We start from the raw sequence: 20,072 nt of genomic DNA on the forward strand, positions 1-20,072 counted from the left end.
CCCTTTTATTGCTGAATCAAGCGATTTCCCATTTCGATAACATTTGAGAAAAAATTCTTCACATCAGCTGTTGTGGCATCAGGATTAGTCACAAGCAGTCTCATCACCATCTTTCCGTCAACATAGGCAACACCAACAAGGCTTGTCCCTTCGTGATAGAGTTTTGTGCGCAGTGCAAGATTAAAACTGTTTGAATTTTCTTCGTCGACCTTATAGCGAAAACAGATGTTAAAAGACGTTCTGGGAGCGACCATCTCAAGCTCATCACTTTCCTGGACTATTTTTTCTGCATATTCACACAAAGTGAGATAGTTCTCCACCCTTTTTGCAAGACCTTCTCTGCCGAAAAACTTCCAGTCAAGAAACCACTTTAGACTATCAACCCTTCTCCCACATTGCAGGGAGACTGCGCCAAAATCCTCAACTTCATTCACCTCTTCATCCCTGAAAAGGTAGCTACCATCGCCAGCACTTAAAACATTACCCAAGGTGCGAATGCGATTATTGATAAGAAAGATATTACACATGAGAGATGCACCAAGCATCTTATGAAAATCACAGGTAAAAGAATCTGCTCCCTCAAGGCCTTTAAGATAGGTCTCCCTTAAACGAGGGCTGAGCACTGACGCTCCCCCCCATGCACCATCCACATGGAGCCAGAAGCCAAACTCTTTTCTGAGCTCGAGTAGCGGTTCAATGGGATCATAAGCGCCTCGTACGGTTGTACCAGCTGTGGCCGAGACAAAGAATGGTTCCCCACCTTCAGTCAGGACCTTCTGTATCGATTCCCGAAGGGCTTCGGGAATCATCTGACCATTACTATCAAGGACTACTTTAATAAGCTGAGAAGTACCAAGACCTAAGATGTTGGCGGCCTTATCCATAGAGTAATGGGAGTCGGCACCAACAAAGGCGTACAATTTTTTCTGTCCGTACAAGCCATCTGTCTTTACACCTTTGTTCCAGGTATTTCTCGCCGACATCATGGCAATCATATTGGCATTTGATGAACCTGTGGTCATCTGCCCCTCACCATTTACAAAACCTACAAGATCCAGCATCTGCTCGATCATGTATTTTTCAATAATTGTGGAAACAGGAGCCGACTCGAAGGTGCAGGCCGAGGTGTTTGTTACTGCGGCAATGATTTCACCGACAACAGAAGGCAGGTTCGCACCAACCCACATCCTGTTAAGAAAGGCCGGATGATTGGTTTTCACAGAATAGGCCAGATACTTCTCCACCCATTCAAAAATCGCTTCCCAGTCACCATTTTTTTCAGGACTATGCAGGTTTAAAACCTCAGAAAGCTCACTGGGACTACGATACTCAAGTGCCTTTCCATCTTTCTGAGAACCGCGATAGGATTCTACAACCGTTAGTAAACGGCTAAATATCTCATTTTCATTCATTTTTTCGTTATAAACTATAGATTCTTATAACACTGCGATTTTAGCAAACCACCCACGATCACCTGTGGAAAAAGCAACACAATCAGTATGTGAAAGGAAACATCAGTTAAGTGGCATTACACAGGCTATTTGCCTTGTTAGTACAATTTTAGCAACCAAATTATCATATTTCCCTGTTTCTGGGCTCCAAAAGTAATACTACACTTTACGGATTGCAAGAACAGCATTGGCGGTAAAAATAAGTAGAGCACCGCACCAGCCTACAACCTGCAGGGGAGGATCACCAGCTAACAAGGGGCCGAGCAAGGCTGCAAGTAAGATTCTTGAAGATGATATTATGGAACCTTCCACTGCAGTTACAAACAAAAAACCATAGGTAAGCAGGTATTGCCCAAGCACTCCGGCAACAGAACAGAGAAAAAGGTAATAGAACTCCTCTTTATTGGGCCAAAAGATAACCTCATGATACCCACAGAGGATAACCACCGCTCCAAGACCAAAAAGTACAAACAGGATTGTCTGGGAATCGTGATATCGTCTGCTGACATTTAAATATATGATGGCGGCGGCAGCAGCCACTCCGGAGCCGAGCCCCCAGACACTGCCAGTATCAATTGTCATGCTCGTCATATCTTCAGGTACGAGCACCATCCACACTCCTAAAAACGCAACGACGACAACAGCTAGAGAAAAAATATCCCTCTGATTTTTTAAAAATACCCAGGAAAACAGAGCCACAAAGAGTGGGTAGGTCATGTTAAGGATATTGGCCTCCGACACACTTCCCATGGTAACAGCCTTATAAAAGCAGAACACAGCTATGGTATTTGCAATCGTCCGGCCCAGCAGGACGTGATAATTTTTCGGTTTCAACTTCTGTTTTTGTAGCAACATTGTGGAGGAAACGACGAGAAACCCCAGAAGAAATCTTGAAAATACAAAGAAGGCGGTATCAATATCAACAACAGGTTCCGACCACCTGATAATAAGAGTCGCGAGATAGAAGCAAAAGGTAGAGCAGAAGACTGCCAGCCAACCGAAAAGTTTACGGGAAAAGATATTTATTGATTGATCTACAGGCATTGTCTCCCGTTCCTCTGGTGTCGTTGAAAATCATTTTCTACCCATAGTTTAGAAGGAGCATGGGACATTGTTCGCCACAGAGTAATACCACACTACCCCTAACTGAGCCATACTATCCTGCATAGTAGTACAAGGCAAAGAAATATTTACATAAAGTGCATTTCCAGCTTGGATAATTTTTCTTTTGCAGTATCCTGACAAAGGAGTTCAAAAGTGCAGGAGTTGATGATTATTCCTGTTGTCATATTCTCTTTTTAGTGAGGTCACCATGGCACAATTTCTCTTCGTTTTACAATCCAACGACAATGAAAAAGCAACACGATGTTTTCAATTTGCCAAAATTGCCCATTCAAAAGGACATAATGTGAACATGTTCTTTATAGACAGTGGTGTTGACTGGGCCATAGCGGGAAAAGACGGCAGCGAAAAAACTGTAACAGGGGACTGTGTAGCCGACTATCTTCCGTATCTTGTTGAAAATGAAGTCACCACAGGAATCTGTACCCCATGTGCAAAAAACAGAAACCTTGACGAGGCCAACTTCAACTCCAATATGGTGCTTGATGGTGGTCCTCACCTGATCGATATGGCTGCAGAATCAAAGGTATTTAATTTTTAAGGCCTGTATATCAGGAAGTATGATCAAGAAGTATGAAAAATCAAAAAACCGGTATGACTGTTCCAGTCATACCGGTTTTTTGTTAAAGCATATAAGAAACATGCTGTCAGGTCATTGTGTGTTCTCAGCGCCAGCAACCTGGAAGACGGGGTGCACTAATCAACCTTTGCCTGAGCCATCAGATAACTATTTAAAGCTTCCTGCAGGGTACGTATAGCTAAATGGGCACAGTGCTCTTCTGATTCAGGAAAGCGTCCAACTTCCTGAAGTACATCGTCACCACGTAAATCAAGAACCTCGGTAAACCCCTTGCCTGTTGCAAGCTCTGCCGCGAATGAACCGGCAATGGAACTGGAGCTGCATCCATCAGTGAAATAACTCACCTGATTAACCAGTTGGTTCTGAACCTTGATATACATTTCCATGGTATCACCACAGTCACCAGTGAGCTTAGCATAACCATCAGCATCATCGAGACGACCACAAAACTTTGGATTCCGCCAGCGATCAAAACCCTTTTCACCAAGGGTCTCCCGTGCTTCCTCAAAGACCTCACTCTGAATTTTGTCCATCAGAGCATCAAACTCCTTGTCGTTCATAATCCTTCCCCTTCAACTACCAGTGTCCATCAGTGTTTGCCGCTTCACTGTAGGTGACATCACCGGCATTAAAACGTGTAACAACGTCTTGAACAGTCCCTGTTATATCATTTACGACCTTCACACCCGCAGCTGCAACAGTTTTATATGCATTTGGTCCACAGTAACCTGTCAATAGTACCTCGGCACCTTTGTCTGCCACCATGGTTGCAGCCTGTATACCTGCACCTTTAAATGCGTTAACATTAGTGCTGTTATCGACAGCCTCAAAAGCCATGGACTCTGTATCCACAATAATTATAAATGGTGCCCTGCCAAAGCGGGGATCAACATCTGAAGACAACTCCTGTCCTTTCGACGTAACTGCTATTTTCATTGGTCTACCTCTTATACAGTCTGATGAACTGATACCTGCATTATGCGATGGCTTATCAGGTCTTATTCGACGCTACCTACCGAAAATGAGAACCATTGAGGCGCATGAAATAAGATATATTTCAAGGCCCCAAGACGTTCACAAATCCGGTCAGATTGCTTCCCGTTAACAGGGATTAGTGAGCACCACCGCCACCACAAACCTGGTCATCTCCAATAATCGGTAATTTCTCAGCAATCATATCTTCAACCACCGGACGAATATCTCTTCTTTCGCCATCGTAATATACATCGATACCTACCTGGTTAAATCCCTGGAGGGGACGCATGCCAATACCACCAACAATAAGACGCTGAACCTTTGCTTCTGCTAAGATATTCACAGGCACCATACAGCCACCCTGAACATGCTCTTTGTTTTGAAGAATGGAAACTTCTTTAATTGCTCCATCTTCCACATCTACTAAAGTGAAAACATCACAATGTCCAAAATGGCCTGCTCTCATTCCATCAAGCCCACCTGCTCCTTCCGAAGGTACTGCAATACGTACTGTTGTCATTCTCACTACTCCTTTATTATTTTATTTAATTACTGCTGCAAAATCCTTAATTCCCATCTCATTCATAGACGAAGAATTCTCAATACGTCTCCACACATCAAGAAGAGCTATTGCCGCTTCTGATTCAGGAGCATATTCAAGAACACTTTTTCCCTGAATCATTGCTTTAACAAATATTGGATCAAATGGTACTCGACCAACAAGCTGCATATTGTGCTCTGTTGCAAAACGCTCTATTTCCTCTGTCATATCAGGATTGAGATCAAATTTATTGACCACAACCAGGCCCGGCACTCTAAAATGAACAGCAAGTTCTGCTACGCGCTGCATGTCGTGCAATCCAGAGACCGTTGGTTCTACGACAATAACGAGAGCTGTCGCACCACCAATCGCCGCAATAACGGGACAACCAATTCCTGGGGGACCATCGGTTACGATCATCTCGCATTCTTTTAATTCGGCAAGTTTTCTGGCCTCCTGGCGGACAAGACTCACAAGTTTTCCGGAGTTTTCTTCTGCAATCCCTAAACGGGCATGGACCATTGGCCCAAAACGGGTGTCAGACTGATACCATTCACCACACTGCTGAACCGGAAAGTCAATCGCACCCTCGGGACAGAGATCGACACAAACCCCACATCCCTCACAACTAAGAGGGTCTATCTTAAAGTCAGATGAAACTGCACCAAACTTACAGAGTTCAAGACAGCGGCCACACTCCACACAATCATTCTCGCGAATAGAGGCAAGCGAGCCTCCCATAAAAGCTGTTGTCTTTCTGACGACAGGGGCCATTAACAAGTGAAGATCAGCCGCATCGACGTCGGCATCACAGAGGACACTATTTTCAGCTAGGGCTGCAAAGGCGGCAGTCACACTGGTTTTACCCGTTCCCCCCTTACCACTGACGATTACAAGTTCTTTCAGCATTGCGCCTCCTTTATGCCACGGCTGTGTTGCTCAATATTTTCATATAAGTCTCGAAATTTTGTGGCCCATTCTGGGAATTCTACAACCATGGGAACGCCTTTTGAGTAGGCCTCAGCAATCTTTCGGTCAAAAGGTATTTCGAGCAACACCGGAATGTTTTCCTCTGCAGCATACCTGACAACAGAATCGTCTCCCAAGTCCGACCGATTAATAACGAGCCCGCTTGGAATCCCTAAGACCTTCACAGCTTCCACCGCAAGTTTAAGATCATGCAAACCAAATGGTGTTGGCTCTGTCACCATCAGCACAAAGTCACTTCCTTTCATCGCTGATATTACCGGACAGGATGTTCCGGGAGGAGCATCGATGATTGTAATGTCCCGATCGTTTTCAACCGTGCGTACCTGCTTAATAAGCGGTGGGGACATTGCCTCACCCACCCGCATACGCCCAGCATAAAAGCCAACCTCTCCAAAATGCCCTGATTCCATCACCCCAAGTTCCCGCGAAGACGCAATAATGGCACCCTCCTCACACACTTCAAGACACCCCTCACAGCTGTGACACAGTTCTGGGAACACCAGTAGTGACTTACCGGCAATAGCAAGTGCCGAGAAACGACAAATATCTGTACACTTTCTACAAAGAGTACACTTTGTCGTATCAATCTCCGGAATGAAGGTGCTAACCGGCTCCACTTTCTCAATTTGTGGTTTTAAAAACAGATGAGCATTAGGCTCTTCCACATCACAATCAAGAAGGTTTACGTCACCATGGAGAGACAGGGCAAGATTTGTCGCCACCGTAGTTTTCCCTGTCCCCCCTTTACCGCTTGCAATACTTATGATCATTACAATAAATCTCCAGTACTTACGCGTTCATGAGTCCTGTTATTGATTGATACAATTCAACCATCTTCAACGCATCCTCTTCATCAGGGCTTACAGGGATCTGCATAAAAATCCCGTAACCTTCTGTTGCCTCATGGAAGGCGTGAGGGTCCAAATCACTCACCATGGCACAGTTAACAAGAGGGTGCTTTTTCATTAGGGTCTTCGCGAACTCAAGACTCTCACAATCTGTCAGCTTAGATCCCACAACAACCACATCAACCTGATTATTTTTAACGATGCTTAAACCAAACTCCTGCGTACTACAGGTGCCTAGACTATTGTTCCAATCACTGGGCAAGCCTTTCATAAATCCATCGAATTCCCCGGGCTCTCCGGTAACAAAAAATATACGCGTCATCATTTTCTCCAGTTTTGAATTATCAGTTATTATACAATCTCAACAATCTTCACAGGCGACCTAGCAGGACATCTCAGTTCCCTTTACGCATTATCAGCTGGATCTTTTTTCCCTTCCATCGCATCAATTTTCTGCATGAGGGTTTCAAGCATCGTTTGAGTCTTTTTATATTCAGATTTTAGTGCTGACAGTTCATCCGTCTTCGCCTGCAATTCTTCATTAGCAGTGGACTGCTTCATCTGCCCCTGTCCTCCCGCAATATCTGGAAAAGAACCGCGACAGCGGCCGCCCATCCCCCTCCCCTGACCATCTTTTCTACCCCTCAAAGAGAGCTCATCAGTTCGCCTGCACATTCCCTGTTGTCTTCCACTCATTGGTCCGTTTCCCTCAGGTCCCTGTTTGTTTAATCCTGGCATAATATTTCCTCCTCTGAAGGTTAGTGTCTTAGAAATTCGTTCTTGGTTTTTAAGATTGAATTTCGTGTAAACACTTATCCCGACTTATTTCCTTTTTATCGGGGTTAGTGTCTTAGAAATTCGTTCTTGTTTTTTAAGATTGAATTTCGTGAAGACACTTATCCCGACTTATTTCCTTTTTATCGGGGCTAGTGTCTTAGAAATTCGTTCTTGTTTTTTAAGATTGAATTTCGTGAAGACACTTATCCCGACTTACTTCCTTCTTATCGGGGCTAGTGTCTTATTCCAAAACTCCTGCCGTAATGACAGAAATTGTGTTGGTTCATTTCATAGCTGGCAGAAAATATTGTTCTCACATGCCAGCTCTACTGTTGCTCTTTTTCCCTTCTAAATTTACCGCGACAACATCGTCCATTACGGCATCCTGGCATGACAAAGTTTGCAAAGTCAGCTCCTTCCAGATAACCATCAATGAACACGTCAACTTCTCCAGTCAAAAATGATATGACCTCTACACCTGCAGCCTCTACCCTGTTAACAGCGTTCTCACACATGGCTCCACAAACCAGAAGCTCAACCTCATTTTCAACAAGTAGAGTAATAAAGCTCTCATGCAGTCCGGGCTGAAACAATTTCAACTCACGACCAAGGGGTTCAGTATCCCCCAGCTCCACGAATAGCAGAGTACTTGCAGCATCGAACACAGGTGAAATACGGTTGCCCCATACTGTAATGGCAATTTTCATAAGCAAGACTCCTCTCCTTTTCTATTATTAACATATGCAAGGAAAGGACCAAAAATTAGAAAATAGACAACATGCTGAATTATTTGATTATTTCAGGAATGAGGCCAAAAAGACACAGTCGCATTATCGCAACCGTACAAGAATACAGAGTCGCACACAGCACTCATAGATTGCGACTGTGCAACCCTGCGACCCTACTGTCTATCTATGGAATGAAGTAAAAGTGGTGAGAAAGATGGAACTGATTTCTAAGGCCTGAATCAAGCCCCCTTGTAAACATGAAGAAAGTGATTCAACATAAAGATCTATACCTTAATTCAAGATGGGGGAGGGTAGTTGTCGGAGGCCAATAAACTTTTATCAGTTACAATATAGTTTGATCAAAATTGGAAAGTATCAACACTATTATTCGAGCTATACTTTCTGTTCTCCTGGAATCAGCTTTGTAGATACAGTTTCAGGTGTTTTCCTTTATGAGTTTTATCCCCATACCCATGAAAATTGTTCCTATCACCTTATTTAACAAAACTTTTATCTTTGGATTTGAGCGAAGATTTTGAAAGCTAAGTGAAGAAAAATAGGCCAATCCTAAGCACCATATTGTTCCTGTAAAAATAAATATTGCTCCAAGAATTAAATACGAGGAAATCTGATATTCACCTCTAGGGTCAACAAACTGAGGAAGAAATGTCAAAAAGAAAAGCAACCTTAGGGTTCAATATGTTTGTTAGAAGACCTTGCTGGTAAATTTAAAAGGAGTTTGAGATAATTGCTTCTTTAACCTCAAGTTGAGAAACTAGGTCATTTTCATTTCTATAAAGTAACATTGCACCCAAATAAAAAAATAACCAGCACCTATCCATTTTATTAATGAAAAGAGCAGTGCAGATGAGGCAACAACGGCTGAGATACCAACAGATGCTGCAATCGTATGGATGATAGACCCTGAAGTCATGACTTAGAATCAAAGCTGATAACACAAATAAGGGAAAATCTTGGCTACCTCATTAGGATTAAATCTTTTTCAAATTTACACATTTTTTAGTGAAATACTCAGGGAATTCCTCCTTAGGCTTACCAACTGGTTTACCATACAAAACCTTTTGCTTTTCCTCTGCATAGCATAAGGTCATTTTATTACCATTGATTTTATAAATAGCGTATGGGGTCTTTAATTTGCTATTTAGGGCATAAATAATTGTGTACAGCTTATATGGTACATCGCTGGTATCAACGGTATAGGAAAACTTTAACTTATACTCTCCGCCCTTAATATCTAGTGTGTTCCCGTTTAGACCCAAAAGATCACCTTTAAACGTTAGCGATTTAATCTTGTTCGATGGATTTTCAAATGCCCAACTTCCTGCCAACTCTGGGTCAATACTGTTGTTGCTACATCCTGAGAAAATAAACAGCGCAACGAGTGCTATATAAAAAGATGTGATATTCATGCTTTCTTAACCTGTGTCTAAAGTTGTTGTGTGAAACATTCCCTAGTATCAAACATATAGAGCACTATATCCAGGAAATACCGTTAGACAACCTGCAAGATAGCACGGCATTAATTGACCATCAAAGAAAGAGCAAAATGGTCAAACTATATTGTTCGCCGACAGTAGTACAAATAGCATTGTAACTTTCGACTTAGCCTTTGCGACTCCTGCCGTCGCGGTCGGGAAGTTCAATACCGTATTTTTTGAGTTTTCGAAAAAGAGTGCTCTTGTGCATACCGAGTTCTTTGGCTGCGGCCAGGCGGTTGTAGTCACACCGCCTGAGACTCTCAAGGATGATGTCCACTTCAGCTCTTTGCAGATTTGGAACCATCTCTGGGCCAGGCACCGGTACAGTTTTTCCTGATTGATTACCCAGGTATGTTGGAAGATGTTTTTTATCTATTTCACCTTCCTGACAAAGCACAAATCCATGCTCTATTATATTTTCAAGCTCCCGGATATTTCCTGGAAACTCATGGGCAAGAAGCAGTGCCATTGCCTCCTGATTAAGCTGGGTAATACAACGACCTTTAATACGATTGAGTTTCTTGATAAAATGCTCAACCAGAAGCGGCAGGTCCTCTTTTCTCTCTCTAAGCGCAGGAAGCTTGAAGCGAACAATATTAATGCGGTAAAACAGATCACGTCTAAAACTACCCTCTGAAACCTTCTCCTCAAGATCAAGATTGGTTGCCGCAATAATCCTGGTATCTGTCGTACATTTTTCAACACTGCCAAGTGGCTGAAACTCTTTTTCCTCAAGCACCCGCAGCAGACGAACCTGGAACGCGGGGCTGGTATCACCAATCTCATCGAGAAAAATAGTCCCCTTTCCAGCTGCTTCAAAAAGACCTGGCTTATCTTTGTCAGCCCCGGTAAAAGCCCCCGCTTTATAGCCAAAAAGCTCTGATTCCAGCAGAGAGTCGGGCAGAGCACCGCAGTTAATCGCTATAAAGGGTTCATCTTTTCTCCCGGAATGACTATGGATTGTGGACGCAAGAACCCCCTTTCCTGTTCCGGTCTCCCCTTCAATAAGGACCGTTGAATCACTTTCTGCGACCTGGGGAAGAATGTTAAAAATCTGCCGCATGGAGGCACTCCTGCTCACCATATCCCCAAGGACATAACTGGCAGTAATTTCACGCCGCAACTCTTCCACCAGTGAGTGATCTCTGAAGGTTTCCACACCTCCTAAGACCTCACCCTTATCATTTTGCAAAGGGGAAGTAGAAACTCCGATGGGCACACGCTGCTGCTTGTTATTGATTATATAAGTGGAAGTGGAGACAAATGATTTATTCTCCTTCATCGTTCTTTTGAGTGCACAATCCCCCTCACACATATTAGAACGGAAGACCTCCCAACAGAATCGCCCTATGGCCTCTTCTCGTGGTGTCCCTGTAATGTTTTCCGCGGCACGGTTGAAACTCATTATCCGCCAGTTATGATCCACTGTAAACACACCGTCAGAAATCGACTCCAGTATGATTTCATTGGCTGCCTCTGAAAACACTTTTTTCTTATCATCCATCACGAATTTACCGATTCAATAACGCGAATAACATAAGGATAGATATTCTCAACAATCACCTTATACCCTTCTGCATTGGGGTGTATACCGTCACCCTGATTCAGATTTGACCTCGTGGCCACATCTTCAAGGAAAAAAGGCATCAACTCCACACCCTTTTCCCTGGCTATTTGAGGATAGGTCGCATTAAACTCGGCCACGTACTCAGGTCCAAGATTCCACACCATCTGCATTCCCGCAACAAGGACGGCAACATTTCTTTCCTGAAGAATTGTGACAATTTGTCTAAGGTTCTCTTCAAGCAGGTCCGTTGTAACACCACGCAAACCATCGTTTGCTCCAGTCTCAACGATCACAATGTCTGGTTTTTGGGTAAGAATCCATTCAAGCCTTGCAAGAGTCCCACTGCTGGTCTCACCGCTGACGCCTGCATTAATCACCCTATAATCATAGCCATTGGCCTTAAGTTTTGTTTCAAGAAGAGAGGGATAACTCTCACTCAGGTCTACGCCAAAACCGGCAGTCAAACTATCTCCTAAGGCAACAATCGTCTTCACAGGTATTTCCTCTGTTTGTTCTACATTTCGGGCAATGGCTTTCTCTGGCTCCCCAATACAACCAAACAACATACATGCCATCACGATAAAAACTGACACTAGATTTCGCATCATTACTCTACACTCTTTTTTGAAAGGAACTGGCCTGGCTTTTTTCTAATAATTGATAATGATGATACAAGTCCCGTTGAAACCACAATAACAGTTGCTGATCCAAGTAACAGTAAGCAGAACATGAGATCCGGACTGTGTTTGATATCAAAGGCGAAGTTACAAAGCGTCCAACTGGCAATCTGCGAAATAAGGAAGGCGCATCCCCCGCTCACAAGAGCAAGGATGAGGTTTTCTATGGCGAATACCCGCCATACAAAAAAGGAGTTTGCGCCCAGAATCTTATAAAATACCGCCTCTTGTATCCGCGCAAGACGGGTGGCGAGAATTGAACTAACAAGAATGAGAAGACCTGCAACAATAGAAAACAGTGAAAAGAAGGTGATCACAGAAGAAAGTTTTTCCATTATCTTCCCGAGTTCTTTGGCTGTCTCAGCAACATTTATCGTAGAAATATTTGGGTACTTTGCAACAACTCTATTTTCAACCTGACCAATTTCAGCAGATGGAATTGTCAATGCCGCAAAAAAAGTCTGGGGAGCAGGACCAAGGTCTTTCTCTGAAAAAACATAATAAAAGAAGGGATACAGCATCGATTTAGTACGACTTCTCACCGACACCACTTGGGCCTTCAATGTTAAGCCTTGTACATTAAAGGTGAGGATGTCGCCCATGCCCATATTGCCCATTTCTGCAACGGAATCAAGAAGAGAAACAGGAACAAGTCCCGGCTCAACAACTCCTGTACCTAAAAGAGAATCGCCTTCTAAGAGGACCTCATCCTCAAGTAAACTATCCCGATAGGTCAAATTGAATTCCCGGGCAAGACTATCACCCCTTTTTTCCAACTCCTGTTCCCGCACGACCTTTTCACCATTTATAGCAAGGAGTCGTGCTCGAATTACAGGAAACAACTCAGCTCCACCTTCTCCTAGCAACTCCACAAAACCATCTTTTTGGTTTTTTTGAATATCTATACAAAAAAGATTCGGCGCATCGTCAGGGTAGGAGGCAATATAGGTAGATCGAAGATTATTTTGAACAAGGCCTATGGTGAGAAGCAGGGTCAGAGCGGAGCTAAGGGTCACAATGATTGTTTTTGCAGCATTCCCAGGTCGCAACAGACTTCTCAGCGCCTGACGGGACGAAAGCGTTCCCGATGATATCCGCCCCATAAAAAACAATAACAGAACAACCAGCAATGTTGTCACGGCCACCAGAGAGAAGATTCCCGCCACAAAATAGAGTCCAATCTTAACATCATCGAGTTGCCTGATGATAAGCCCTGTAAAAAGAAAGACGCCACAAAGAAAGAAGATATAGGTTGATTTGGAATATTCAGCCTCCGTTTCCTTTCGTAACACCGCAACCGGCTTTACCAAAGAGAGAGAGCGCAGGGGAAAAAATGAAAAGAAGGCAACCACAGCCAGCCCAAGTAAGGTCCCTTCAACAATATCTATTGGCGATAATCCAAGCTGTATATTATCCGGTAGCAGTCCCGCAAAAATTGTAGTGAAATTCTGTTGCAGAATATACGCCCCAAAGATACCAACTCCACACCCCACAAGGCTCAGAGTAAGCACAAGAACGATATAGTGTTTAAAGAGAAATGAGGAACTTGCGCCAAGGGCTCTGATGACCGCCAGACTCTTTTCTTTATGGCGTAAAAGTGCAGCCAGTGAGCTCTGCATCCCAATGCCTGCCAAAAGCATGGTGAAAACGGAAATAAGAGAGAGAAAAAACAGTAGGTTATCAAAAAAACGTTTTACACGGGAGGGGGCACTTACATAGGTAGAAACATTTTCCTGCCCCGGCGTTGCAAGTTGTTCAAAGCTCTTTGCCAAAAGATCGGGATCACTCTCGCCATCCATTTTAATAAGAGCCTCATAATGTGCCCTGCTTCCAGCTTTTAAGAGATCCATCGCTTCCAAGTCTGACGAAGAGACAAAAATACGCGGACCAAAATCAAAGAAATTGACTGGTCTCTGGGACTCTGACTCAATTACATCTGCAATTGTAAGCGATATAGAACCAACCTGAATCTTTTCTCCAACCGCTACCTCAAGTCTTGCGAGCAAAGAAGACGCAACCACAGCCCTGCCCTGTTGCAGTACATCTTGAAAATTGTTTTCGGATGCAAGACGTACAGCCCCATACAGAGGATAGTATTCATCCACTGCCTTGATATTTGCTAGCACCGTCTTTTCCTTGGTGGCAGACCGCGCAACCGAATAGAATTCCCAACTCCTGCTGACGTCAACATCCTTAAGATCTTTCAACTCCCCCAGCTTAGTGACGATTCCTTGAGCGAGGGGATGATGGGAGCGAATGATAACATCACCACCGTGTAATTTACGGGCATCAGCCATAAGTGACTGATTCACATTACGGTGAAAACTATTTATCGCCACCAAACTCACAAGGGACAAGGCAACACAGACCACAAAGATCAGGCCCTGTCCGCGGCTATGGGATATTTCAGAGAGAATGAAGCGAAAATTCATCACATACCCCGCCCTTCTTCAATACGTCCATCATTGAGACGGATAATCCGCCCAGCCCGGGCAGCAAGGGAGTGACTGTGTGTTGCGATGACCAGGGTCGTCTTTGATTCCATATGTAAGCTGTACAAAAGATCAATAATCCCTTCGCTATTTTCTGAGTCGAGATTTCCAGTGGGCTCGTCGGCAAAAACAATCTCAGGTTCATTAATCAGGGCCCGGCAGATGGCAACGCGCTGCTGTTCACCACCTGACATCTGCGACGGATAGTTCCCGGCACGGTGGCTCATCCCCACCGTATTAAGGAGGTCTCTTGCTTTTTCCCTGGCAAGACTATCTTTTTTAAGTTCCGCTGGAAATTGAATATTCTCGATGGCTGTCAGTGATGGAATGAGGTGAAAGGACTGAAAAACAAAACCGATCAACTCATTTCGAATGGGAGCGAGCTCATCCTCAGAAAGGGGTGTGATATCAACAGATGCCAGTTGAACCCGTCCATCGTCAGGCTTATCAAGCCCCGATAGCACGCTTAAAAGAGTAGACTTACCACTCCCACTACTCCCCGCCACCACGACAAACTCTCCGGCATCAACCGCAAGACTGATGTTATCTAAGATCTGAACACGTTGGCCCCCAGGAGTAAAATGTTTTGAGATGTTATCCGCTTCAATAATCTTTGTCGTCATTAGTCAATCCTTTGCAATAGAGCCTCAGTATTATAGAGATACCTGACTACTATAATACCTGTTCAGAGAAACAAAAGAGGGGTATAGTATTTGGCCATTTTTCATTATTTGAACTCAACCATGCAGGACATAAATATGACTGACAACGACAACCAGCCCTTAACACCAACTCTTTTTGATCAACTCAGTTCCGGTTGCGAAAAGGAATGGCAAGCCTACTGCAACCATGAATTTGTCAAACGTATCGGGGCTGGCACTCTTGAGGAAAAATGTTTTCGTCACTACCTGATGCAGGACTATCTTTTTCTCATACATTTTTCACGGGCATGGGCCCTTGCCGTATATAAATCAGAGACACTGGCTGACATGCGTGCGGCTGCAACAACGCTTAATGCACATCTCAATTTTGAAATGGATCTCCATGTTTCCTACTGTGCACAGTGGAACATTACCGAGGACGAGTTGGAAAAGATCGACGAATCAAACGCGAACATGGCCTATACCCGTTACGTACTTGAGCGCGGCCTTGCAGGAGATATTCTCGATCTCCATGTGGCTCTTGCCCCATGTGTTATAGGCTATGCAGTCATCTGTAAACGTTTAATGGAAGATCCGGCCACAAAACTTAATGGTAATCCATATAGAGACTGGATAGAAATGTATGCTGGAGATGAATACCAGGGGATTTCACGAGGTGCAATTGCTCATCTAGACAAACTTGCTGCCTCACGAATGGGTAATGACCGCCTGCAAAGCCTCCAAAAAACATTTAAACAAGCCACAACCCTTGAGATAGGGTTTTGGGAGATGGGGCTGCATTTGAGTTGATACGATACCTACGGAAACAGACAAAAGAAGAGTTGGGAAAAATGAGCATATCAGACACTCGTGTGCTCTTCTTTTACTTTTCCTTCCAGCTATAGTGCAGGGCGTCAAAATGACAGCTGTCCAAACACTCGCCGCAGTTCCAACAATAGCTACTTCCCCCCTCTCCCTGCTGGGGATCAAGACCCATTGGGCAGACCCGCTCGCAGATACCACAATTGACACAATTTGACGTATCGATTGTCACCTGAAGACTTCTTTTCCTACCGATAAAAGCAAGCAGAGCCCCCAACGGACAAAAACTTCTACAAAAAAATCTACGGGTAAGAAGCTCTAAAAATAAGATGAGCAGCAAAATACCCCCCTCAAAAGCAAATGTCTTAAAATAGACCATCATCATAATCTCCCGTCCAACAAGCCCTGGCGGAGAGAGAAAAACAAAAACAGGAGCACCTAAAATCATACTCAGCAGAAGTTCTGCAATAAGAGTAAACCACAACACCTTCTTGGCGACGAGAAGACCATTATTAATATACTTCTTTCCTGTAAAAACTTTTCGAACTCGATCAAATATTTCTAATATAAAAGTTACTGGACAGAGCCAGGAACAAAATACCCTACCAAGAAACAGGGCAAGTAAAACTGGTATAACCATTCCTGCTATAGAAGGGAGGTAAAAAGCCTTACTTATGAGCAGACTTTCTAACCCTTCAAGTGGAGATACGAACCAGAGTTTGCCTATTCCAAGAGATTGATACCATCCTTGAATAAAATTTTGATGCAGATAATAGTTAACAAAAGGGTTAATTAAAATAACAAGAAAGGCCAACGATAAAATAAAAAATCGATACCGCCCATAATACGTTCTTTTTCCGGGCTGACTTTTCTGTAGGCCCAGCTTTTTATTTCCTACACCAATCATTGAGTCACCTTTTCTTTTGCATAGAGCGGCTCAATATTAACTGCTTTTTTCCCATCTACTGTAGTCACAGGACAGGCATGGGTACAAAGACCGCAACCTGTACAAGCATCCTTATCAATGACTGGCCGTAACTGATCAAGCCTGATTGCTTTTTCTGGAAAAGGACATTTATCATAGCAGGTTCGACACATGGTCTTTCCCTCCCATGCTGCGCATACGAACTTGTTGATCACCGCACATCCCATTCTCGTTTCAGTCTGCTTAATTCTCTTCAGACTTCCTGTTGGGCACACATCAACACACTTCATACAGAGGTAACAGGGAATTTTTTCTGCCTCAATTAGTGGAGTCCCTGCATGGACACCTGAACGAATATCCAACATGGTGATTGAACGATAAGGGCAGACTTCCACGCAACGACCACATCGAATACATTTTGCGGGAAATATTTCTTCAGGAACTGCGCCAGGCGGCCGTAGACGGTTTGTTACAACGGGAGACTTCAGGACTGAAGCAAATGACGAATGTGTAAAAACAGGTAGAAGTGAAAGGCAGGCGGAGCTCCCGCCAAGAAATTGTAGAAATTTTCTCCGTTTCACCAGATAACCTCAAATAGAGTTAAGAATGAATTTCAATTAACTGAAAGTAACATACCATAGTTACAAGGCAAAAATAGTATATTTTTTCAGTCTAGAATAACAGAATATTCCAACACAACATTGAGTTTTCTATTTAAATACAATCAATTACTCGATTAAAGAACTCAGCTAGTCCAGGAATGATAACAGGCCATAAACAAAAAAAGTATTGTTGGCCTACCGACCAACAATACTTTATAAAACTTACACTATTAACCGATGCAAACAGGAGATACATCGGGAAAGCTCCCTTGATGCCGCAAACCATTCCCTAATACCTCCGGTTATTGTTTTTTCGTTACAATTTTCCAGGAGGAATTAATCAAACAACGGAAACAATCACGCTTTTATTAGAAATTCCTTCATTTTTTTCCCTTTTTCCACCTGAGCCTTAAACACATTCGGCATACGGCCTTGCCCTGTCCAGGTCACACGTTCGCCCGCATCATTTTTTATCTCATATTTCGGTTCACGCGGAGCACGCTTTGCTGTTTTTTTAGCTGGAATTGCCTGCAATTCTTCGACTGCAATTCCATCAGCTACTAGCATTTCCTGAATTTTTTTAATTTTCTCTAACCGTTCTGCATTTTCTTTCTTTTGCTCTTCAAGTTCCTTAGCACGATCTATAATTATTTTATCCAGCTTCTGTTTAACTTCTTCCAACTGTTCTACAGTTAATTCTTTAACAGCACTTTTAAATCGTCTTGCATGACAAAGAACAGCAGTAAATTCATTCATGGAAATTCCTTTTTATGGGTTAATAATATTGTATGTAACGAAATTTTCACCTTACAATTAATCCCTTTCTCTTACTTGTCTACTTATTTCTCACAATCATATTATATTAATCCATTACAACTAATCCAACTACTATAAACATCAGAATATGTTTCTATATGCACAGGATACGTTTCTCCAAATATATTACACACAGCCCATTAAGTTTCCCAGTTAATCTATTTACACCCATAGACATTTTCGATATAAGCACAAGTCATTTTATCAATATTTCAATATATTATTAACAGGTTAAACAAAACCGAAATATAAGCTACAGAACTGTTTCATTTGCGTACGAGTTGTCAAATCTGATACAGTATGAAACAAACAATCTATTAATAGACAGAGATGAATGAAAAACAATGAAAAACACACTCCCAATTGACTAACTGCGAAAAAAAGTGTTCTTTTGCATTATCTAGTATTCAATTAGCCTAATCTCTTTTCTGGACCTCACCAATGCCGCTTCAACATATACTCCCCAGTATTGATATCACCGAGTTTGCCAAGTTATTATTACAGTATGGTACCGACGGTGTGCTCCTCACTGATTCCACCGGTCGTGTTGTCGCACTGAACGCCACCTATAGTAAAATATTTCAGATACCAGTCTCAGAGGTCCTTGGATGTAATGTATTAGAACTTGTGAAGCAGGGAGCATGGTCTCCTAACCTGTTTCAGCGTGTCATACAGAAGAGAAAAACGATGTCCGTTGTCCAGACTACCCAAAAAGGAAAGTCTATTCTTTCCACCGGAACACCAATTTTTGGTGACAATGGAGAAATCCGTTATGTTCTTTTTAACGATCGGGACATGTCCCTACAATCCCTTCTGGAAAAAGACTCCAGTAAGTCTGTTGAATTAACTATTAATGCCGACACAAAGGACGAGCACTTAGATGCAGAGACAGGACAATATACCCTTAACGGCATTGTTGTAAAAAGCAATGCAATGAAGAGTAAGCTTAACCTGGCTCTCCAGGTTGCGAAGTTTCCTATCCCAGTACTGCTAACCGGTGAATCCGGAGTCGGCAAAACCATGTTTGCCCGTTTTATTCACGACCGATCGTCAAGAAGAGAAGGGCCATTTGTCGCCATAAACTGTGGAGCGATACCTGACCAGCTTGTCGAATCTGAACTATTTGGCCATACCAAAGGTGCATTTACCGGAGCAACCGCAGCAGGAAAAAAAGGGCGAATTCTTGCAGCCGACGGAGGAACCCTGTTTCTTGATGAAATCAGTGAACTCCCATATATACTGCAGGTGAAACTATTACAATTTCTTGAAACAAAGCAGATCTATCCAGTTGGTGGGACAGTACCAATTAATGTTGACTGCACCGTGATAGCCGCGACAAATAATTGTTTAGAAACAATGATGGAAAATAAGTTATTTAGAAATGACCTCTATTATCGCCTCAATGGTATGCCCATCCAATTACCCCCCTTACGTGAACGCAGAGAAGAAATTTCAGTCCTCGCCCGTTTTTTTTTAGAACAATATTCCACCCGCTTCGGCTTAACAGCCACACTATCTCATACGGCCCTTAACACGTTGGAACGACTACCACTCTTAGGTAATGTGCGGGAACTATCTCTGCTTATTCAGAGACTTTTAATTGTTACCGGAGGTGGTGAAATTAATGCGTCCCATGTTCAGGAATGGGCCACAACTAAAGAAGATGATACACCCCAGATAAGATCACAATACGCAGGCACCCTGAATGAACAGGTATCACAATTTGAACAGGACATAATTAAGAAAACCATACAGCAATGCGGCAACCAGGCCGAAGCCGCAAAAATATTAGGAGTACACCAGTCCACTCTTTCGAGAAAACTCTAACCAGTTCATTTCGCAACCCGACCCCGATATGCATAATTGCATCACAAGTCGCATATTCGCATGACAGCATTTCGACAGCCGGGACAAATCCAACACAACCATCTGCAATTAAACACTTTATTATCCTGGCACGACTTCTGCAAAGTAAATTACACATAGAATACTGTAGTTAATTTACTTTAAGTGAGGATC

22 protein-coding genes are annotated in these 20,072 nt (G+C 43.1%); 3 read left to right on the forward strand and 19 right to left on the reverse strand.

Features of this window, described 5'->3' with window-relative positions:
* Nucleotides 1-5: 5 nt before the first annotated feature.
* Both ACX6CI_RS14615 and ACX6CI_RS14620 read right to left on the reverse strand, forming a co-directional pair.
* Nucleotides 6-1,412, reverse strand: a complete 1,407-nt coding sequence (locus ACX6CI_RS14615) for a pyridoxal phosphate-dependent decarboxylase family protein (RefSeq protein WP_458774380.1) — start codon at nucleotides 1,410-1,412, stop codon at nucleotides 6-8.
* A 198-nt stretch (nucleotides 1,413-1,610) separates the two neighbouring features.
* Entirely contained in the window at nucleotides 1,611-2,495 is an 885-nt protein-coding gene (locus ACX6CI_RS14620) for a DMT family transporter (RefSeq protein ID WP_458774381.1), read from the reverse strand.
* Between the two features lie 268 nt (nucleotides 2,496-2,763).
* On the opposite strand from ACX6CI_RS14620, the gene ACX6CI_RS14625 reads away from it, so the two are divergent.
* On the forward strand, nucleotides 2,764-3,114 hold the full coding sequence (locus tag ACX6CI_RS14625; RefSeq protein ID WP_458774382.1) for a DsrE family protein: 351 nt from the start codon (nucleotides 2,764-2,766) through the stop codon (nucleotides 3,112-3,114).
* Between the two features lie 155 nt (nucleotides 3,115-3,269).
* Here the strand turns inward: ACX6CI_RS14625 and ACX6CI_RS14630 are convergent, their stop codons facing one another.
* From ACX6CI_RS14630 to ACX6CI_RS14695, 14 genes are all read right to left on the reverse strand, one after another.
* Nucleotides 3,270-3,713 (reverse strand): iron-sulfur cluster assembly scaffold protein, encoded by a 444-nt coding sequence (locus tag ACX6CI_RS14630; protein WP_458774383.1) that lies wholly within the window; start codon nucleotides 3,711-3,713, stop codon nucleotides 3,270-3,272.
* A 16-nt stretch (nucleotides 3,714-3,729) separates the two neighbouring features.
* Nucleotides 3,730-4,089: a NifB/NifX family molybdenum-iron cluster-binding protein gene (locus tag ACX6CI_RS14635; RefSeq protein WP_458774384.1), complete on the reverse strand. Its 360-nt coding sequence runs from the start codon at nucleotides 4,087-4,089 to the stop codon at nucleotides 3,730-3,732.
* 175 nt (nucleotides 4,090-4,264) lie between these two features.
* Nucleotides 4,265-4,648, reverse strand: a complete 384-nt coding sequence (locus ACX6CI_RS14640; RefSeq protein ID WP_458774385.1) for a NifB/NifX family molybdenum-iron cluster-binding protein — start codon at nucleotides 4,646-4,648, stop codon at nucleotides 4,265-4,267.
* A gap of 21 nt (nucleotides 4,649-4,669) precedes the next feature.
* Nucleotides 4,670-5,575, reverse strand: a complete 906-nt coding sequence (locus ACX6CI_RS14645; RefSeq protein ID WP_458778473.1) for an ATP-binding protein — start codon at nucleotides 5,573-5,575, stop codon at nucleotides 4,670-4,672.
* On the reverse strand, nucleotides 5,572-6,429 hold the full coding sequence (locus tag ACX6CI_RS14650) for an ATP-binding protein (RefSeq protein ID WP_458774386.1): 858 nt from the start codon (nucleotides 6,427-6,429) through the stop codon (nucleotides 5,572-5,574). The genes ACX6CI_RS14645 and ACX6CI_RS14650 overlap by 4 nt, the downstream gene beginning before the upstream one ends.
* A gap of 19 nt (nucleotides 6,430-6,448) precedes the next feature.
* Nucleotides 6,449-6,832, reverse strand: coding sequence for a hypothetical protein (locus ACX6CI_RS14655; protein WP_458774387.1), 384 nt, complete (start codon nucleotides 6,830-6,832; stop codon nucleotides 6,449-6,451).
* Nucleotides 6,833-6,912: 80 nt separating this feature from the next.
* Nucleotides 6,913-7,245: a DUF5320 domain-containing protein gene (locus ACX6CI_RS14660; RefSeq protein WP_458774388.1), complete on the reverse strand. Its 333-nt coding sequence runs from the start codon at nucleotides 7,243-7,245 to the stop codon at nucleotides 6,913-6,915.
* Nucleotides 7,246-7,610: 365 nt separating this feature from the next.
* Nucleotides 7,611-7,991, reverse strand: a complete 381-nt coding sequence (locus tag ACX6CI_RS14665; protein ID WP_458774389.1) for a NifB/NifX family molybdenum-iron cluster-binding protein — start codon at nucleotides 7,989-7,991, stop codon at nucleotides 7,611-7,613.
* A gap of 457 nt (nucleotides 7,992-8,448) precedes the next feature.
* A complete protein-coding gene (locus tag ACX6CI_RS14670; protein WP_458774390.1) occupies nucleotides 8,449-8,697 on the reverse strand; it encodes a LysE family translocator in 249 nt (82 codons plus the stop codon).
* 307 nt (nucleotides 8,698-9,004) lie between these two features.
* A complete protein-coding gene (locus tag ACX6CI_RS14675; protein WP_458774391.1) occupies nucleotides 9,005-9,442 on the reverse strand; it encodes a hypothetical protein in 438 nt (145 codons plus the stop codon).
* Nucleotides 9,443-9,635: 193 nt separating this feature from the next.
* The gene (locus ACX6CI_RS14680) at nucleotides 9,636-11,015 is read right to left on the reverse strand and encodes a sigma-54 interaction domain-containing protein (RefSeq protein WP_458774392.1); all 1,380 of its coding nucleotides are present in this window, start codon (nucleotides 11,013-11,015) and stop codon (nucleotides 9,636-9,638) included.
* Complete coding sequence (locus tag ACX6CI_RS14685) at nucleotides 11,015-11,686, reverse strand: arylesterase (protein ID WP_458774393.1); 672 nt, start codon at nucleotides 11,684-11,686, stop codon at nucleotides 11,015-11,017. Before ACX6CI_RS14685 ends, ACX6CI_RS14680 begins: the two co-directional genes overlap by 1 nt.
* Nucleotides 11,686-14,187: an ABC transporter permease gene (locus tag ACX6CI_RS14690; protein WP_458774394.1), complete on the reverse strand. Its 2,502-nt coding sequence runs from the start codon at nucleotides 14,185-14,187 to the stop codon at nucleotides 11,686-11,688. Before ACX6CI_RS14690 ends, ACX6CI_RS14685 begins: the two co-directional genes overlap by 1 nt.
* Entirely contained in the window at nucleotides 14,187-14,870 is a 684-nt protein-coding gene (locus ACX6CI_RS14695; protein WP_458774395.1) for an ABC transporter ATP-binding protein, read from the reverse strand. The genes ACX6CI_RS14690 and ACX6CI_RS14695 overlap by 1 nt, the downstream gene beginning before the upstream one ends.
* A 135-nt stretch (nucleotides 14,871-15,005) precedes the next feature.
* Between ACX6CI_RS14695 and tenA the strand changes: the two genes are divergently transcribed.
* The gene (gene tenA / locus ACX6CI_RS14700; RefSeq protein WP_458774396.1) at nucleotides 15,006-15,698 is read left to right on the forward strand and encodes a thiaminase II; all 693 of its coding nucleotides are present in this window, start codon (nucleotides 15,006-15,008) and stop codon (nucleotides 15,696-15,698) included.
* 73 nt (nucleotides 15,699-15,771) lie between these two features.
* Here tenA and ACX6CI_RS14705 read toward each other — a convergent pair whose 3' ends face one another.
* The 3 genes from ACX6CI_RS14705 to ACX6CI_RS14715 form a co-directional block, all read right to left on the reverse strand.
* Nucleotides 15,772-16,617 (reverse strand): 4Fe-4S binding protein, encoded by an 846-nt coding sequence (locus ACX6CI_RS14705; RefSeq protein WP_458774397.1) that lies wholly within the window; start codon nucleotides 16,615-16,617, stop codon nucleotides 15,772-15,774.
* Nucleotides 16,614-17,216: a 4Fe-4S dicluster domain-containing protein gene (locus ACX6CI_RS14710; RefSeq protein WP_458774398.1), complete on the reverse strand. Its 603-nt coding sequence runs from the start codon at nucleotides 17,214-17,216 to the stop codon at nucleotides 16,614-16,616. Before ACX6CI_RS14710 ends, ACX6CI_RS14705 begins: the two co-directional genes overlap by 4 nt.
* A 378-nt stretch (nucleotides 17,217-17,594) precedes the next feature.
* A complete protein-coding gene (locus tag ACX6CI_RS14715; protein WP_458774399.1) occupies nucleotides 17,595-17,993 on the reverse strand; it encodes an H-NS histone family protein in 399 nt (132 codons plus the stop codon).
* A 501-nt stretch (nucleotides 17,994-18,494) separates the two neighbouring features.
* Between ACX6CI_RS14715 and ACX6CI_RS14720 the strand changes: the two genes are divergently transcribed.
* Nucleotides 18,495-19,880, forward strand: coding sequence for a sigma-54 interaction domain-containing protein (locus tag ACX6CI_RS14720; RefSeq protein ID WP_458774400.1), 1,386 nt, complete (start codon nucleotides 18,495-18,497; stop codon nucleotides 19,878-19,880).
* Nucleotides 19,881-20,072: the final 192 nt, after the last annotated feature.

The organism is Desulforhopalus glucosivorans, assembly GCF_054397165.1.

Coding starts and splice junctions, on each gene's coding strand:
- ACX6CI_RS14615 (WP_458774380.1), bottom strand. CDS start 1,412: ATGAATGAAAATGAGATATTTAGCCGTTTACTAACGGTTGTAGAATCC.
- ACX6CI_RS14620 (WP_458774381.1), bottom strand. CDS start 2,495: ATGCCTGTAGATCAATCAATAAATATCTTTTCCCGTAAACTTTTCGGT.
- ACX6CI_RS14625 (WP_458774382.1), top strand. CDS start 2,764: ATGGCACAATTTCTCTTCGTTTTACAATCCAACGACAATGAAAAAGCA.
- ACX6CI_RS14630 (WP_458774383.1), bottom strand. CDS start 3,713: ATGAACGACAAGGAGTTTGATGCTCTGATGGACAAAATTCAGAGTGAG.
- ACX6CI_RS14635 (WP_458774384.1), bottom strand. CDS start 4,089: ATGAAAATAGCAGTTACGTCGAAAGGACAGGAGTTGTCTTCAGATGTT.
- ACX6CI_RS14640 (WP_458774385.1), bottom strand. CDS start 4,648: ATGACAACAGTACGTATTGCAGTACCTTCGGAAGGAGCAGGTGGGCTT.
- ACX6CI_RS14650 (WP_458774386.1), bottom strand. CDS start 6,429: ATGATCATAAGTATTGCAAGCGGTAAAGGGGGGACAGGGAAAACTACG.
- ACX6CI_RS14655 (WP_458774387.1), bottom strand. CDS start 6,832: ATGATGACGCGTATATTTTTTGTTACCGGAGAGCCCGGGGAATTCGAT.
- ACX6CI_RS14660 (WP_458774388.1), bottom strand. CDS start 7,245: ATGCCAGGATTAAACAAACAGGGACCTGAGGGAAACGGACCAATGAGT.
- ACX6CI_RS14665 (WP_458774389.1), bottom strand. CDS start 7,991: ATGAAAATTGCCATTACAGTATGGGGCAACCGTATTTCACCTGTGTTC.
- ACX6CI_RS14675 (WP_458774391.1), bottom strand. CDS start 9,442: ATGAATATCACATCTTTTTATATAGCACTCGTTGCGCTGTTTATTTTC.
- ACX6CI_RS14680 (WP_458774392.1), bottom strand. CDS start 11,015: ATGGATGATAAGAAAAAAGTGTTTTCAGAGGCAGCCAATGAAATCATA.
- ACX6CI_RS14685 (WP_458774393.1), bottom strand. CDS start 11,686: ATGATGCGAAATCTAGTGTCAGTTTTTATCGTGATGGCATGTATGTTG.
- ACX6CI_RS14690 (WP_458774394.1), bottom strand. CDS start 14,187: ATGAATTTTCGCTTCATTCTCTCTGAAATATCCCATAGCCGCGGACAG.
- ACX6CI_RS14695 (WP_458774395.1), bottom strand. CDS start 14,870: ATGACGACAAAGATTATTGAAGCGGATAACATCTCAAAACATTTTACT.
- tenA (WP_458774396.1), top strand. CDS start 15,006: ATGACTGACAACGACAACCAGCCCTTAACACCAACTCTTTTTGATCAA.
- ACX6CI_RS14705 (WP_458774397.1), bottom strand. CDS start 16,617: ATGATTGGTGTAGGAAATAAAAAGCTGGGCCTACAGAAAAGTCAGCCC.
- ACX6CI_RS14715 (WP_458774399.1), bottom strand. CDS start 17,993: ATGAATGAATTTACTGCTGTTCTTTGTCATGCAAGACGATTTAAAAGT.
- ACX6CI_RS14720 (WP_458774400.1), top strand. CDS start 18,495: ATGCCGCTTCAACATATACTCCCCAGTATTGATATCACCGAGTTTGCC.